The sequence below is a fragment of the Streptomyces sp. AcH 505 genome, from assembly GCF_000818175.1.
GTDB lineage: Bacteria > Actinomycetota > Actinomycetes > Streptomycetales > Streptomycetaceae > Streptomyces.
This window is the reverse complement of sequence record NZ_JTIY01000001.1, coordinates 2,466,907-2,482,420: the sequence shown is the minus strand read 5'-3', so window position 1 is coordinate 2,482,420 and position 15,514 is coordinate 2,466,907. Positions and strand designations below refer to the sequence as shown.

Below are 15,514 nucleotides of genomic sequence, written 5' to 3'. Positions count from 1 at the left end.
CCTCATCTGCGGCCGGGCCCGGCTGTCGGTCCCCCGGCCGGACCGCCGTTCCTGTCGGACGTCGTATCGAGGACGTGAATGAGCGTCACCACCCTTTCGCGCACCGGTGCGGGCGTGGGCGCCTTCCTTTTGCCGGAGGTCACCCGGTCGTCGTCGGCGGCGCCCAGCCGGGTCACGCGCCAGCCGCCGGTCTCCAGGTCGGCCGTCAGCTCGTCCACGAGATCGGTGTCCGACGTCCGGACGGCCTCGGCCAGGTCCGCAACGAGTTGGCCAACCTCCTGCCACCCTTCGTCCGGCAGTTCCCAGCCGAGCACGGCCCGTAGCGCGCGCAGCACAGCTCGTGCCCTCTCCCGGTCGACGAGCGGCGGCGTGTCCGGTGCGTTCATGACGTAACCCCTTTTGCCCGTCACCGGCCTGTGTGGATGTACTGAGCCCACATCGCCGGTGCTTTGACATAGCGTTTGCGCAGTTGGCGGACGATGCCGTGCAAGGCCCGGCTTGTGTCGGTGACGTCCAGCCCGGCCCCGTAGTGGCGCAGTGACCGGTAGAGCTTCTCGGTCAGCAACACCGAAGCCAGGTCGGCCGAGCCCCACAACGCTCCGACCACCTGCGGATAGCCTGCGGTCAAGAAGGCCGACGTCACGTGGATCGCCTCGTCCGGCAGCCGGTCGCTCCGCGCGGTGTGACAGGCGAGCAGCACGGCGAGCTGTGCCTGCGGCAACCGCTGCCGGGTGACACTCAGCACGTCGAGGGGCCCGTCGGCGAGCTCCAGCCGGCTTTTCGACGGGTCGTCGGGGTCGCTGATGCCGTGGCAGGCGAAGTGCACAGCGGCCGCCGACCGCAGTTCGGCGAGGACATGCTCCACACCGGCGTCGGCTCCCGCGATGACACGGAGTCCGCGCAGCGTCCTGGTGATCGCGTCGACCTCGTCTCCGGACGCCCCGTCCGAGCCGTTGTCGCCGGTCGGCTGACTTACCGCCAGGAACGCACCAGCGTCGCAGCGCGCCGTCGGCGCCTGCCGGGCATGGTGCAGCGCCCTGATGCTGGGGGTGTAGGACGAGGCGACCCGGTCGAGGACGGAGCGCCGCTCGCCCAGCGCCTCCTTGCGCTGGTATCCGGCGGCATGGATCGGGAGGTGCGCCAGCGGTCCCGAGGTGGACCACCACAGCCGCGGTATCTCGGAGCGTGGTGTGCCGTCCGGGATCGGGCCGGTGAAGCCCGCGGCGTCGAGCACCGGTTGTGCGACGGTGTCCCACAGCCACTCGAGGGTCGTGAAGACCGTCTCGCGGGCCGCGTCCTTCCGGTCGAGCGCCGCATCCCGGTCAACGGCCGCCGCCTCCAGGAACTCCTTTGCGGTGTGGGCCAGTTGCCCCTCGCTTATCTGGAGCGGTACGAGCTTGATGTCGTGGAGCGTGACCACCAGCGCGTCGCATCGCAGACGGTCGATGTTGACCAGCACGATGGGTCCCTGTGCCGCCTCCGCCCGCATCTGCGCGACGGTGGGAGGCAGCAGGAAATCCCCGAAGCCGGGAAGCGACCGGATCCGGTCCAGCAGACGCTGCCATTCCTCGGCCACGGCGTGCTGCGTGCCGACCCGCGTCGCCTCGTCGGGAGCCGTGGCGTCCTCGGCCCGCCACATCCGCTCTCCGACGGCGGTGAACTCGGCGGCCTCCGCGGGGTGTGCGGCCGCAAGCACCGAGATGTCGGTCCGCGCCTCCAGGTCCTGGCTCATCAGCACGGCCCGGCCCTGCTCCAGCAGAACGGCGGCCTGATCGATGCGGTTCGCGGTGATCGCCACCGCACAGCCGGTACGCCCAAGGCTCGTCCCGGCGAGCTGATCCGGTATGTCGGCCGCCCGCCGGGCAGCTGACGCGTCCGGGTAACGACGGCCCAGCAGTGCGGAGCGCACGACGGCCTGCCGGTCGTCCCTGCGCAACGCCGACGACGTCAGCAGCGGCAGCACGGCCAGCGCCACGGCTGCGGCGTCGGCGGCCCTGTCCCAGTCAGGTCGCTCCATCTCCCGGCCGAGCGCGGCGCGGGCGTTCTCGAATCTCGCCCAAGGCGGCAGCCGCGTCTCGGCATCGGGATCCCAGCGCACGTCGGTCTCCTCGACGGCGTACAGATCACCGATGACATCGGCAACGGCGAGTTCGACCTTCGTGCGGAGCATGTCCAGCTGGACACGGAGAACCTGCCACTGCCGCGCCAGTTCGTCGCCGGCTCCGCCCGGCAACCGGATCCCGTCCGGCGGCCCCTCCAATCCGCGCGCCGCCGCGGTGTAGAGCCGGTGCGCCTCCCTCACCTTGACCGGATCGCGGAGCAGCACAGCCTCGTCGGCCAGGACGGACGCGTACTGGAGCGCGCAGCCCAGCCACTGCCACGACCCCTCCGGCAGCCGTCCGAGGGCCCAGCCCAGGGCGCCGCACGCACGTCGGACCGTCTCCGTGTCCTGGTGCAGAAAGCCGTACCCATGACGGTAGAACTCCACCGCGCAGAGTAGGTCGACATACCGGGAGCTGGTGGGCGGCAGCGTGGCCAGCACCTCGTCACCGGCGTTGACGGCTGTCCTCAGCTCGTCGACGTTCTCGCTGAAGACGTACTTGGCGGCGAGCGCGAACACCAGAACCGTCGCCGTCCAGCCGCGACGGCCGTCGTCCAGCCCCCGTTCAGCCAGACGTGCTCGTAACTCATCTTCCGCGAGGGCCAGTCGGCGCGGATCGTTCGCGGTCGGGGCGCTGCCGAACAGCCCCCGGGAGACCGCCTCGGCGTGCGGCGGGAGGCCGGTACGGTCCGACTCCTTCTGCGGGTCGAACGGCGTCCGCAGATCGCGCAGCGACGGGACATCCTGCGGTCCGGCCGGCCAGTTGAAGGTGTCGGGCCGTCCTGTAGGCGGGACTCCGGACGCGCCCCCCGGTCCGGCGCCGGGACGTGGGGCCCGGCCCAGGATGTCGGCGAAGTCCTCCGGTCCGGGGCCCGGCGAGTGGTATCCGGGGGACGGAGGAGGGGCGTACATCTGGATCGACGGCAGCGCGGCCCCGCCGAGCAGCGGGCCCAGCATGGGCCGCAGCCGGCGCAGCACTCCGGCGGTGCCGAACGGGAACAGCTTGATCAGCCGGGGAAGTTCGGCGAACGCCTGGCGCTTCTGGACGATGTGCGGGTGTAGCGGACTGTCGGCCGGCAGATCGGCTTGAAGGGCTGCCATGAGCTCGTCGGCCCGTGCGATGTCCTTGGCCGATCCGCCGAAGAAGGCTCGGACGGCCAGTAGGGGTGCCATGTTGACCGCATAGAGCCCACGGTCGTCGGGCGGTCCTTCGGCGCGGAACACCTCAAGGTGCTCCATCGCTTCGTCGATCTCGGCGGTTTCGAGGGTATGGCTCACCACCGCCATCAGCGCCATGGCCATGAGCAGGTGTACCGAGGCGGTCTCGTACCCCGAGTGCCGGCTGCCACGCTCACGCGCGAACTCCACGGCTGCCACAGCCGCGCGCCCCGCGCGGAGCGCGAAGTCGACGGCCGAGCGGTCCTGCGGGTGCGCCCGGAACCAGCTCACACCCGCGTGCACAGCGGTGCGGCCGACCAGTTCCGCTTCCAGATGGTCCGTGGTGACGCAGTCGTACGCCTCACGCGCCCGCTGCCAGGCGTCGTCGAGCGCCGACTGGTCCCCCGACTCGTAACGGAAGCAGGCGGCCTGGGCGAGCCGGACCAGGACACAGCAGCGGCCGAGGTCGTCCGGCGGCAGCATGGCGACGAGCCGGAGCGCGGACTGCTCGATCTGCTGGACCGGCTGGAAGTGGCGGGGCAGCGGGAGTCCGAGGTAGGTGGCGGCCACGAGGACCGGGTCGTCGGCTGCGCGTCCTTGCGTCTGGGCGCCGAGGTGGTGGTGCACATCGCGGGACAACTGATAGTCGCCGTAACGGAAGGAGAGGGTGCGCTCGGCCAGCCACAGGTGCAGCACCCAGCTGGGCCGCTCGGGATGTTCGCGCGGACCGGTGTCCAGTGCGAACTCCATCAGTGCCGCGGCGGCGACCGCCGACGCCCTGCCCGTCTCGTCACCGCTCCACGAGGCGCGCAGCAGTCCGGTCGCGGCCGGAAGCCAGCTCTGCGGGTCCGTCCCGGCGGTGGCGATCTGCCGCTCCGCCTCGGGCGACCACGCCACGCCACAGCGGGCCAACGCGCGGTCCACGACTGCTCTCAGGTCTGTCACGCGTTCAGTCTTGCCCGGTGACATGCCTCGCAGGCGCCATCCGGAAATTTCCGTCATACGGAGCGGGCGCCCGGCGGCAGCCGCGCGCCCGCGGCCGGCAAAAGCAACAGATCCAGACTGATTTACAAGGTTGTACAAAAATGAAAGCAACAGTTATTGACGCAACCGAACAGCGGTCGTAGCTTCCCTGCCGTCACCCTGTAGTGCGAACCGCACTGCCGCGCAGACGAGTCAGAGCTCCCTCCTCCCATTCAGGAGCACACCATGCGCAGAACGAGATCTTCGGCTCTTCGGTATCGGCGGGGTCTGTTGGCCGTCTTCGCGGTCCTCGGGCTCGTCCTCGGGGCGTTCGTCAGCGGGCCGGGGGCCGCGCAGGCTGCCGGGTCGTTGCCTTGTGACATCTACGCCGCGGCCAATACGCCGTGCGTCGCCGCGCACAGTACGACGCGCGCTCTGTTCTCCTCGTACAACGGGCCCCTCTACCAGGTGCGTCGGGCGTCGAACGGCGGGACCGCCGACATCGGGCTGCTGGCGCAAGGGGGTTACGCGAACGCGGCGCAGCAGGACTCGTTCTGCGCGGACACCACGTGCAGCATCTCCAAGGTCTACGACCAGACCTCCCGCCACAACGACCTCACCCCCGGGCCCGCCGGGACCGCCGGTATGGGGGCCGACCGGGGCGCCGACGCCGCCGAGTTGTCGGTCACGGCCGGCGGGCACAAGGTGTACGGCATCTGGATCTCGCCGGGGGTCGGCTACCGCTCGACCGGGCGCGCCGCCGGGGTCGCCGTCAACGGGCAGGCCGAGGGCGCCTACATGGTGGCCAGCGGTACGCATGTCGGCTCCGCCTGCTGCTTCGACTACGGCAACGCCGAGAGCACGCCCGCCGACACCGGCAACGGGCACATGGACGCCGTGAGCATCGCGACCACCTGCTACTTCGCGCCGTGCACCGGCACCGGGCCGTGGGTCGAGGCCGACCTGGAGAACGGGATGTTCCAGGGCAACAACGGCTCCAACACGGCCAACACCGGCAACAAGAGCGCGTTCGTCACCGCCGTGCTCAAGAACAACGGGCAGACCACCTACGCGCTGAAGGGCGGCAACTCGCAGTCCGGCGCGCTGACCACCTGGTGGAACGGCGCCCTGCCGACCAGGGGCGGTTACGCGCCGATGCATCAGGAGGGCGGCATCATCCTGGGCACCGGCGGGGACAACAGCAACTGGAACATGGGCACGTTCTTCGAGGGCGTGATGGTCTCCGGCTATCCGACGGACGCCGCGGAGAACGCGGTTCAGTCCAACGTCGTCTCGGTCGGCTACTCCGGCCAGACGAACGTGCCCAACGGACCGCAGGGGCAGATCACCGGTCCCGGCGGTCAGTGTGTGGACGTCGCCGCCGACGACACCGGCGTGAACCTGGCCCCCGTCCAGCTGTGGAACTGCCAGTCGTACGCCGAGGACCAGTTCTGGACGCACCACACCAACGGGTCCCTCAGCACGATCGGCCGCTGCCTGGACATCAACGGCAACGGCACGGCCAACGGCACCCAGGTCGAGCTGTGGGACTGCAACGGGGTGGGCGGCCAGGTCTGGAACCAGCGGTCCGACGGCTCGCTGTTCAATCCGCAGTCCGGCCGCTGCCTCGACTCACCGAGCGGCGCCACGGCCAACGGGACGCGGCTGCAGATCTGGGACTGCAACGGCTCCGGCGCCCAGAAGTTCACCCTGCACTGAGCCCGCGCACGACAACTGCCCCACAGCTGAGGACCGGTCCGTCTCCCCGCGGGCCGGTCCTCCCGCGTTCAGCGGACGCCCGCGCTCCCCTGGCCACTGAGCGCCTGCTCCACTGCCTCCCGTACCCGCTTCTCCTCAAGTTCCTTGCGCCGCGCGCGGTTTCGGCGCCTGAGCAGGTACGACCCGACGGCCGCCGCGATCACCAGGACGACCAGCAGCAACAGCGTCCACGGGACGGCCCAGCCGTGGGCCGTCGCCTCGACCACCTTCAGCGGAGTGGTGGAGCCCGACGCGTCGGTGAGCAGCGGTGTGAGCTTCACGGTCGCCGTCAGGCTGACACCGGGCCGTACGTCGTGCACGGCCACCTTCACCGGCCAGCTCTCGCCCGGCAGCAGCTCCGGCGGCGCGGCGACGGCGCCCGCGTCCTTCTTCAGCCAGCCGAACGGGCCCGAGAGGGACACGCCTTGCTTGGCCGACAGGATCGCGTTGCCGGTGTTGTGGATCGTGTACGTGACGGTGGCGTCACCCGTGCCGAACGGGTTGAGCGAACCGTTGAAGTCCGTGTGCAGGTTCTCGACGGCGAGGGTCGGCCTGAGCGCCCCGCTGACCCGCAGCTTGATCTTGATGCCGAGGCGCCGGTCGACGTTGATGCCCTCGGCCTCGTCGGACTGCTTCAGGGAGCTGAGGATGCCGCCCGCGTAGTCGCCGGGCGTGGCGTTGTCCGGAATGGCCGCCGTGAAGGGGACGTTGGCGCTCTTCCCCGGCCGGATCGTGACGCTGGAGCGGGCCGCGTGCACCCAGGCGCCGATGCCGACGGACTTCTTCTCCTTGGGGAGCAGGTCGAGTTGGCCGGTGTCCGTGGTGAAGCCGTCGGCCGCGTAGACCGCGAGCGTGAGCGGGGTCTTGCCGCGGTTGGCCACCACCATGGTGTCCTTGACCTCGGCACCGGGGTTGACGGTGTAGCTGAAGCTCGACCGGTCGGCGCCGTACCCGTTCTCGGCCGTCCTCACCGTCCAGGTGACGTCGCCGCCGTCGGCCGCCTGGGCGAGGCCGGCAGGCAGGCCGACGATCGCGAGAGCGGCGAGCAGGGCGAGGACGAGGGCGCGGACGGGCGCGGTGGCTCTGGCCTTCCGGCGGGTTACGGACGCGTACATGGTTGGGGTCTCCTGGCGCGAGAGGCGGGGCGGGCCACCGAAAGGCGGCTGCTGCCACGCCCGGTGGGACGGTCGGACGGCCCGGTCAGCCGGCCGGGAGGCGGGGGAGGTCGGGCGGGAGGTGGGGCGGACACCCGGAGGCGCCCGCCCCACCCGGTCATGCGGTCATGCGGGACATACGGTCATGCGGGTTGTACGGACGTGCAGGTCGTACAGTCATTCAGGTCGTCCGAGCGAACGCTCGGATCAGCTGCTCAGCGCGGTGATCGTGAGCGTGGCGCGGTAGCCACCCTTGTCGACGCTGTCCGGGATCTTCAGATCCAGGTCGGCGCCGAGCTTGGCGGTACCCCGCGGGTGACCCTGCGCGGCCGAACCGAGGCTGCGCGAGACCGACAGGCCCTTGCCGTTGTCGTCGAAGCCGGAGGCGACGGAGTCGCTCGCCTTGGCACCCGCACCGTCCTGGAGGACGCGCGGGGACCAGCCCAGGTACGAGCCGGAGAACGTCTTGGCGGCGTCCTTGAAGTCGCTCACGCTGGACGAGATCGACCAGGGCGCCAGCGAACGGCGGCTGTCCGTGACGGCGATCGGGTTGATCTTGCCGTTGGCCTGGAAGTGGTCGCCGGCCTCCTTCGCCGTACCGAGGTCCACGAGGCCGTTGTAGCCGTCGATGGTCCAGCCGAACTCACCCGGGGCAGCCTTCGGCACGTTGACCTGGAGGTCCTGGCCCGAGCCGTGGTACGGGTGCACGGTGACCTTGTCGACGGTCGAACCGACCGGCTGGCCCTCGGGCGTGTTGGTGCACGAAGATCCGTGCTCAACAGCCGAGTTGGGGGCGGCGCAGGTACCGGAGCGCAGGTTCTCGACGACGAGCTTGTCGTTGCGCACCTGGACCTTGACGTAGGTCCTGACGTGCTCCTGGTTCTGCACCGAGTTGTACCAGTAGTTCTTGATGTTCAGCGGGTCGGCGCCGTTGCCCGCACCGCTCGTACCGCTGTTGTCCGGGGCCGTGATGTCGTAGTACTTCGAGCCCGAGGCGGAGTTGGCCGTCACGTAGACGACACCGCCGGGACCGGCGTACACATCGGCGGCGCCGGGCTTCTCGGCCGGGTTCGCCTTCTCACCGTTCTTGATCTCGTAGCTGCGCGAGTAGCTGTGGTCGTGACCCTGGAGGACCAGGTCGACACCGAGCTTCGAGAAGGTGGTCGGGAAGTCGACGCGACGCTTCTTGTTGTCGCTGTCCTTGGCGTGGTCGGCGGGCGAGTAGATCGAGTGGTGGTACGTGAGCACCTTCCACTTCGCCTCTGAACCATGCTGGTTGATGACGTCCTCGACGTACTTGGTGTGCGCCGCGTCGCCGCCGCCGCCGGTGGCGGGGTCGTAGCTGTTGCTGTTCAGGTCGATGAACAGGACATCCTTGTAGATGTACCAGTAGTCACCGCCCGAGGTGTTGGACGCCGGGTTGCCGTTCGAGTAGAACGGCGCCGAGCGGTCGGTGTTCGGGGTGTAGAGGTGCTGCTCGTACGCCTTGCCGCCGACGTCGTGGTTACCGATGGTCGCGGCCCACGGGTACTGGCGCAGCTTGTCGGGCGCGAGGAACGCGTTCCAGTGCGCCTCGGTGTTGGCGGTCTCGACCTGGTCACCACCCGAGACGAGCAGCTCGGAGTTGGGGTTGGCCCCCAGCGCGACGTCCAGGGTGTCCTGCCAGCCGGCCTGGTCCTTGGCCGTGTCGCCGGACGAGCCGATCTGCGGGTCGCCGAAGAACAGGAAGTCGTACTCGCCCTCGAAGTCCTGCGTCTTGAAGGAGTACACCGTGGACCAGGCGCCCTCGGCACCGACCCGGTAGGAGTACTGCGTGTTCTCCTGCAGGTTGGTGATCGTGGCGTGCCGGTTGAAGCCGCCACTGGTGGCTATGTTCGCCCCGCCCGCTGCGTCGAAGGTGGCGGCGCCGGCCGGGAACTCGTTGTTGACGAGGTCGGCGGTCGGGGCGACCTGGATCTTCTGGGCGGTGTCGGACGAGGTGTACCAGGTGACGGTGCGCTGGGTCTCGTTGGCGCCCACACCGAGGATGATGCCGGTGGGTGCGGTGGGCTCCGCCGCGACGGCGGCCGATGTCAGGCCACTGCCGAGGGCGAGGGTCAGGCCCAGAAACGCGGCGGTGGCACCTGCGGCCACACGGCGCGGCACAGGCCCCATGGCCTGCGTCGGTCTGCTGGATCTCATCAGTTTCTGTTCCTTTTGCGGACGGATCAGTGCGAAGTGTGGGGTTATCAACCTCCCATCGCTTGGTAAATCACTCGCAAACGCGACCGTTGATTCAGCTGAACATCCGGTCGCTCACCAGCGGCGGAGCATGTTCAGAGGCCGAAGGCGCGTTGGACGAACCAGACCATGCCCATGACGAACACACCGGCGGAGATGGCGCCGGTCGCCCACAGTCCGGCTGTCGGTGTGCGGTGCCGCAACACGGTCAGCACGGGGAACACAACGGCGATGATCGCCAACTGCACGCCCTCGATGCCGATGTTGAACACCAGCAGCGACCACAGCAGGGTCCACGAGAACGCCTGGTGGACTCCCAGCGCGCCGGCGAAGCCCAGGCCGTGGACGAGACCGAAGCAGAACACCACCCCGAGCCTGGCCCAGCCGGCCCGGTCCAGGCTGAAGTGCCCCTCGCCCATGGCCTCCAGGTCGGTGGCATGGCCGCCGCGCCGCCAGAGCCGCCACAGGTACCACCCCGCGACCACCGCGATCGACAGCGCGATGACCGGCTCCACGATCCTGCTGGGCACATCGACGAGCCCCAGGGCGGCCAGCAGCAGTGTCACCGAGTGCGCCAGCGTGAAGCTCGTCGCGGCGAGGACGATCTCGCGCAGCCGCCGTGAGCCGGCGATCAGCGCGAGCAGGAACAGGATGTGGTCGATCCCACTCAGCAGGTGCTCGGCGCCGAGCCGGAAGAACTCCCAGAACCGCTCGTACCAGGCCTGGCTGATCGAGAGCGTCGGATGCGCGGCGTCGAGCGCGCCGCTGCCGGAGTGGCCGTCGACGTCGTACGTGACGATCGTCTTGGTGCCGGTGACATAGGTCTCCGAGTCGGGGAAGAGCCCGCTGCGCAGCTCGTGGTCGCTGCTGTCGTCGGGGCAGGCCCAGGCGAGGGGCAGTGTGGTGTACGGGGCGCCCTCCTCGACGCCCATCGTGAAGGCGCCGTCCTGCTTCGGTGTGCAGGCGGCGCCGTTCGATGTGACCTTGAAGCGCTGGGTGACGTACTTGACGGCGGTGGCGGCGTGCGCGTTGACGGCGGCGGCCATGCGTTCGGTGTCACGGTCGTCGAAGGCGGCGTTGCCGGTCCGGTAGAGGGGGTCGTCGTTCTCGTAATCGGCGGTGGATATGACAAAGAGGTCGTACTCCAGCTTCAGCTCCGTACGCAGCTGACCGTCGTCACCCGCGGTGACGTGGACGTACACGACGGAGGAGAATCCGTGTGCCTGCGCCGACTGACCGATGACACCAAGGCTCAGAAAGGCGATCAGCGCCGTGACGGTGACGACAAGGGCGCGGCGGACTCGTGATGACATGTTGCTCCTCATGGTTGCCAGCGCACGCTCCACGGCACGGATGAACAGCAACGGACCCAACGGCGAACCCTGGAAAAACAAGCGCTCGAACGACAGCTGTGAAGGAAAAAGACAGAAAACGGGATAGCAGGATGGAGGCGCACCATCCGCCACCATTCGGAGGAAGATCGCCTTGCGCCCCTCGCTACGGGCCGTCGCCACGCTGGCCGTGGCCGCGGCCGCCACCCTGGTCACCGGTTGCGGCTCCGGCGACGACTGGTCGGGGCCGCACCCCGAACCCACCTCCGTCGGCACACTCGGCTCCGAGTTCGTCGCCCTCGCGTCCCCGCCGGCCCCCGAGTCCACCACCACACCGCGCCCCGGCTCCTGGGACGGGGTACGGCCGCCGGACGACTACCGCGTCGTGCTGCTGACGGCCGGCCACGACCGCCCCACCAAGGCGCTCGTGAAAGCGGTCGAGAAGTGGGCCGACGACGAGGACGTCGACATGCGGACGGTGGCCGCCGACGACCCGACCGCCCTGGTGGCCAGCGCCAGCAAGGCCCTCACGATGGAACCCGACCTGATCATCAGCGCGGGCAACGACCTCGTCGACCCCCTCGCGATGGTCACCCCGAACCACCTGTCGCAGCAGTTCCTCGTCGTCGGCGCGGAGCTGGCCGAGCCCACCCACAACGTCACGTCGGTGGACTGGACCGGCGCCTCGTTCCGCGGCGAAGGGCTCGGCGCGTCCTCGGCGTACGACCCCGCCTCGTTCACCGCCGCGCGCTGCGCCGCCGCCGTCAGGGCCGGTGTGGCGGCCGTACTCAACAAGCTGACCGGGATCGTGATCTGGCTCGACGCCGTGTGACGGCCATGTGACGTGTGACGACGCGTTCCGCGTGTGCGCACGAGTTGGACGATGGGTCGTCTTATGGTGATGTGATGCGACCTGTACCCTGGTGGGCCTTGCTCTCTTCGGGGACTGCTCCCGTCCTGTTGACCGCCGGCTGGACGATCGCCGGTGCGATCCAGGGGCCCACCTACGACCCCGTCAAGAAGACGATCAGCATCCTGGCGGCCTACGGCGCCCCGGGGTACTGGGTGATGACCTCCGCCGTGCTCGGCCTCGGCACCTGCCATGTGATCACGGCGCTCGGACTGCACCCGGCCGCACCGCTCGGGCGGCTCGCGCTCGCCGCCGGCGGGGTGTGCGCGATCCTGCTGACGGTGTTTCCGGCGCCGCCCAGCGGCGGCTCGTTCCCGCACGGGACGGTGGTCGCCGTGGGCTTCGCCCTGCTCGCCGTATGGCCGGTGCTGGCCGTCGGCCACGGCAATTGGGCGAGCATCAGCGCCTGGAGCGCGCACGGCGGCTGGGCCCACCTCAGCGGTTGGGGCCGGCAGAGCGGTCTCGGCGATCACAACGGTTCGCCGCCGTGGGCGCTGCGGACCCGGGTGGCGGTCGTGGCGAGCGCGCTGATGTGGCTCAGCGGGCTGTGGTTCGTGATCACACTGCAGACGGACGGCCCCGACGGCATCGCCGAGCGGGTCCTGACCACCGCCCAGACCGTGTGGCCGCTGTTCGTCGTCTCGTCGTGCCTCTACCACCCGCACCACGAACGGCAGCCGGCCAAAACCGGGCGCTGGTAGCCGGCGAGCGCGTGCGCAGGGGCGCCGCGCGCGCGTTGTCCCCCGTGCGAGCTACGCGCAGGTGTCCACCGCGCGGTGACGATTCCCGCTGCTCGGATCCGTAGCGTCCTGAGCGTGCCGCGGCGCTCCGGTCGCGGGTCCGGCAAGGGAGTCATCATGCGGGTTGTTTGGCAGCTTGTGGCCGTCGCGGCCGTCTCTTTCCTCGGCGGGCAGGGGCTCGCCGCCGTCCAGGACAGCAACCCCTGGCTCGAACTCGCCATCGGCGCGCTGACGGCCGTGCTCGCGCTGTTCGTCTACGGCTGGGTGGTGGGCCGGACCGAGCGTCGTACCGTCACCGAGGTCGAACTGAGCGGCGCGGGAGCCGCGTTCGGCCGGGGGACGCTGATCGGCGTCGGGGTCTTCGGGGCCGTCGTCGCGAATTTCGCGGCCAACGGGTACTACCACGTCGACGGCGCGGGTTCGGCGCAGGGAGCGGCGGGGCTGCTCGGCTTCATGGCCGCAGCGGCCGTCACGGAGGAACTGCTGTTCCGCGGTGTGCTGTTCCGGATCATCGAGGAGCGCACCGGCACCTGGATCTCGATGGCGCTGACCGGCGTCCTGTTCGGCGCCTACCACCTGGCCAACCCGGACGCGAGCCTGTGGGGCGCCGTCGCCATCGTCTTCGAGGCGGGCGGCATGCTCACCGCCGCGTACATCGCCACCCGCAAGCTGTGGGTGCCGATCGGTCTGCACTTCGGCTGGAACTTCGCCGCGGCCGGCATCTTCAGCACCGAGGTGTCCGGCAACGGCAGCACCCGGGGGCTGCTGGAGTCCACGACGTCGGGCCCGAAGCTCCTCACCGGTGGCGAGTTCGGCCCCGAGGGCAGTGTGTGGGCGATCCTGTTCTGCGTGCTGACGGCGGCCGTCTTCCTGCGGCTCGCCCACAAGCGCGGCACCATCGTGCCCCGCCGCCGCGCCGACCGGGTCGCGAGCCGGGCCGGCGCCGCCGTTACGCTTTCCCGGTGATCGACCTTCGGCGGGTCCCGGAGTTGTGGCGCAAGGTGAGCGTCCCGGTCCGGGACCTCCCGCTCGCCCTGCTGATCCTCGGCACGTCGTTCGTACCGTCGTTCCAGAGCCACGGAACACAGTTCGGCGGGCTGCCGAACCGCTCCTTCGACACCCTGGCGGTCGTGGCGCTCGCCGCCGAATGCCTCCCGCTCGCGCTACGCAGGCGCCGGCCCGCTGTCTCGCTCGCGCTGGTGTCGCTCGGCTTCGCCGTCGACCAACTGCGCGGCTACCACTCCCTGGCGGGTACGGCGCTGCCCGTCGCGCTGCTGAGCGCGGGGTCGCATCTGGAGCGCCATCGCCGTACCACCGTGCTCACCGCCACCGCCGCTTACCTGGCGCTGGTGGCGGGGCTGTGCGCACTCGGCGCGACCGAGGGGCCGGCCGACTTCGTCATGTACTACCTGGCGCTGATCCTGCCGTGGCGCATCGGGATCTGGCTGCGCGACACCCGGGCGGCGGAGGCCGAGCGCCGCAGGCGCGTCGCCCAGGACACCCTCGTCGCCGAACGCACGCGTATCGCGCGGGAGTTGCACGACGTCGTGACCCATCATGTGACGGCCATGGTCGTCCAGGCCGAGGCCGCCCGGTATCTGACGGCGGCACCCGACCGCCTCGACCAGACGCTCACCGCGGTCAGCGACACCGGCCGCAGGGCCATCACCGACCTGCGCCATCTGCTCGACCTGCTCAACCCCGACCACGGCCCGGAGACCAGGGCGCCGACGGTCGGCAGGCTCCTCACCCTCGTGGAACAGGCCCGCCAAGCCGGGCAGCCGGTGGAGTTCACCGAGGAGGGCACACCGGCGGAGTCCGTCGGCAGCGCGGGACTCGTCGCCTACCGGGTCGTACAGGAAGCCCTGACGAACGCGCTCAAGTACGCCCACGGCATCCGCACGTCGGTCCAGGTGCGGCACAGCGAAAGAGAGATCACGGTGGAGGTCAGCACCTTCGGCAGCGGCTCCCGCAGCGCGTCCCCCGGCGGCAGCGGCCGGGGCCTCGCCGGTCTGCGGCAGCGGGTCGACGTGCTGGGCGGCGACTTCAGCGCGGGCGGGCGGACGGGCGGCGGCTTCGTCGTACGGGCCCGGATACCGGCGGGGAGCACGTCATGAGCGGCCAGGCCACCGAGCCGATCCGGGTCCTGGTCTGCGACGACCAGATGCTGGTCCGCACCGGCCTGGTGACGATCATCGACGCGCAGCCCGACCTGGAGGTGGCGGGCGAGTGCGGGGACGGCAGGACCGCCGTCGACCTGGCGTCCCGACTGCGCCCGGACGTCGTGGTGATGGACATCCGCATGCCCGTACTCGACGGCCTGGAGGCCACCCGGCTGCTCGCGGGCGCCGGGGTCGCGGACCCCGTCAAGGTGCTCGTGGTCACCACGTTCAACCTGGACGAGTACGTGTACGAGGCGCTGCGCGCCGGGGCGAGCGGGTTCCTGCTGAAGGACGCGCCCCCGGCCCAACTGCTGCACGGCATCAGGACGGTGGCCACGGGCGCGGCGCTGCTGGACCCCGAGGTGACGCGGCGGCTCGTCGGCAGGTACGCGACGCGCATCCGGCCCGCCGACACCACGCCCGACGACAGCAACCCGCTGACCCCGCGCGAGCTGGAGGTGCTGCGGCTGATCGCGGACGGTTTCTCGAACAGCGAGATAGCCGCCGCGCTCGTGATCAGCCCGGAGACGGTGAAGACGTTCGTGTCACGCATCCTCGCCAAGCTGCAGCTGCGCGACCGGGTGCAGGCCGTGGTCTACGCGTACCGCCATGGCCTGGTGATCTGACAGCGCCGGACAGGCCCACAGGCCCTCAGGCCCCTACGGAGCGACGTTGCGGATGAGCCAATCGTCGTCGTAGCGGTCCCTCGCCGGGTCCACGGTGCTCGCCGGGGTCTCCTCGGTGGTGTCCTCCGGACGGACCCGCTCCGGAAGCTTCCCGAACCGAGCGTGACGAGCCGCCTCGGCGGTGTCTTCAGGCTTCTCTGAGTGCGTCATCTCAACCCCTCTCCGCCGTCATTTTACGCCTTACCTGCCCCGAACGGGCTCTGAGCGCGTACGTCACAACGGCGCGCACCGGCGCCGCGGGGCGGCGTACCCCGAGCGCCGCGCTCAGCGGGCCGTCCAGCAGGGACGCCGCCACGGCGGAGGCGAGCGGGGCCAGGGCGGCCGGCAGGCG

The 15,514-nt window shown here is 70.2% G+C and carries 11 protein-coding genes and 1 pseudogene; 6 read left to right on the top strand and 6 right to left on the bottom strand.

What is annotated here, in order from left to right; translation table 11 throughout:
• Positions 1 to 2: 2 nt before the first annotated feature.
• Positions 3 to 386 carry a CATRA system-associated protein gene (locus HY68_RS11460; protein ID WP_157874323.1) on the bottom strand — a complete coding sequence of 128 codons (384 nt, stop codon included), beginning with the start codon at positions 384 to 386 and terminating at the stop codon, positions 3 to 5.
• A gap of 20 nt (positions 387 to 406) precedes the next feature.
• On the bottom strand, positions 407 to 4,204 hold the full coding sequence (locus tag HY68_RS39560; RefSeq protein WP_157874322.1) for a CHAT domain-containing protein: 3,798 nt from the start codon (positions 4,202 to 4,204) through the stop codon (positions 407 to 409).
• Between the two features lie 264 nt (positions 4,205 to 4,468).
• On the opposite strand from HY68_RS39560, the gene HY68_RS11450 reads away from it, so the two are divergent.
• The gene (locus HY68_RS11450) at positions 4,469 to 5,941 is read left to right on the top strand and encodes an arabinofuranosidase catalytic domain-containing protein (protein ID WP_041987668.1); all 1,473 of its coding nucleotides are present in this window, start codon (positions 4,469 to 4,471) and stop codon (positions 5,939 to 5,941) included.
• Between the two features lie 68 nt (positions 5,942 to 6,009).
• Here HY68_RS11450 and HY68_RS11445 read toward each other — a convergent pair whose 3' ends face one another.
• The 3 genes from HY68_RS11445 to HY68_RS11435 form a co-directional block, all read right to left on the bottom strand.
• Complete coding sequence (locus tag HY68_RS11445; protein ID WP_041987667.1) at positions 6,010 to 7,095, bottom strand: DUF916 domain-containing protein; 1,086 nt, start codon at positions 7,093 to 7,095, stop codon at positions 6,010 to 6,012.
• Between the two features lie 246 nt (positions 7,096 to 7,341).
• On the bottom strand, positions 7,342 to 9,315 hold the full coding sequence (locus HY68_RS11440; RefSeq protein WP_041987665.1) for a metallophosphoesterase family protein: 1,974 nt from the start codon (positions 9,313 to 9,315) through the stop codon (positions 7,342 to 7,344).
• Positions 9,316 to 9,449: 134 nt separating this feature from the next.
• On the bottom strand, positions 9,450 to 10,667 hold the full coding sequence (locus HY68_RS11435; protein ID WP_041987662.1) for a HupE/UreJ family protein: 1,218 nt from the start codon (positions 10,665 to 10,667) through the stop codon (positions 9,450 to 9,452).
• 172 nt (positions 10,668 to 10,839) lie between these two features.
• Here HY68_RS11435 and HY68_RS11430 point away from each other — a divergent pair, with 172 nt between their 5' ends.
• The 5 genes from HY68_RS11430 (at position 10,840) to HY68_RS11410 (ending at position 15,123) form a co-directional block, all read left to right on the top strand.
• The gene (locus HY68_RS11430; RefSeq protein WP_041987660.1) at positions 10,840 to 11,517 is read left to right on the top strand and encodes a hypothetical protein; all 678 of its coding nucleotides are present in this window, start codon (positions 10,840 to 10,842) and stop codon (positions 11,515 to 11,517) included.
• A 74-nt stretch (positions 11,518 to 11,591) separates the two neighbouring features.
• Positions 11,592 to 12,296, top strand: a complete 705-nt coding sequence (locus HY68_RS11425; protein ID WP_041987656.1) for a DUF998 domain-containing protein — start codon at positions 11,592 to 11,594, stop codon at positions 12,294 to 12,296.
• Between the two features lie 156 nt (positions 12,297 to 12,452).
• Positions 12,453 to 13,301 (top strand): CPBP family intramembrane glutamic endopeptidase, encoded by an 849-nt coding sequence (locus HY68_RS11420; RefSeq protein WP_041987653.1) that lies wholly within the window; start codon positions 12,453 to 12,455, stop codon positions 13,299 to 13,301.
• Positions 13,298 to 14,452, top strand: a complete 1,155-nt coding sequence (locus HY68_RS11415) for a histidine kinase (protein WP_041987650.1) — start codon at positions 13,298 to 13,300, stop codon at positions 14,450 to 14,452. The genes HY68_RS11420 and HY68_RS11415 overlap by 4 nt, the downstream gene beginning before the upstream one ends.
• On the top strand, positions 14,449 to 15,123 hold the full coding sequence (locus HY68_RS11410) for a response regulator transcription factor (protein ID WP_041987647.1): 675 nt from the start codon (positions 14,449 to 14,451) through the stop codon (positions 15,121 to 15,123). Before HY68_RS11415 ends, HY68_RS11410 begins: the two co-directional genes overlap by 4 nt.
• A gap of 211 nt (positions 15,124 to 15,334) precedes the next feature.
• Here the strand turns inward: HY68_RS11410 and HY68_RS44550 are convergent.
• Positions 15,335 to 15,514, bottom strand: a pseudogene (locus HY68_RS44550) (hypothetical protein); the annotation flags it as partial.

Coding starts and splice junctions, on each gene's coding strand:
- HY68_RS11460 (WP_157874323.1), bottom strand. CDS start 386: ATGAACGCACCGGACACGCCGCCGCTCGTCGACCGGGAGAGGGCACGA.
- HY68_RS11450 (WP_041987668.1), top strand. CDS start 4,469: ATGCGCAGAACGAGATCTTCGGCTCTTCGGTATCGGCGGGGTCTGTTG.
- HY68_RS11445 (WP_041987667.1), bottom strand. CDS start 7,095: ATGTACGCGTCCGTAACCCGCCGGAAGGCCAGAGCCACCGCGCCCGTC.
- HY68_RS11440 (WP_041987665.1), bottom strand. CDS start 9,315: ATGAGATCCAGCAGACCGACGCAGGCCATGGGGCCTGTGCCGCGCCGT.
- HY68_RS11435 (WP_041987662.1), bottom strand. CDS start 10,667: ATGTCATCACGAGTCCGCCGCGCCCTTGTCGTCACCGTCACGGCGCTG.
- HY68_RS11425 (WP_041987656.1), top strand. CDS start 11,592: ATGCGACCTGTACCCTGGTGGGCCTTGCTCTCTTCGGGGACTGCTCCC.
- HY68_RS11420 (WP_041987653.1), top strand. CDS start 12,453: ATGCGGGTTGTTTGGCAGCTTGTGGCCGTCGCGGCCGTCTCTTTCCTC.
- HY68_RS11410 (WP_041987647.1), top strand. CDS start 14,449: ATGAGCGGCCAGGCCACCGAGCCGATCCGGGTCCTGGTCTGCGACGAC.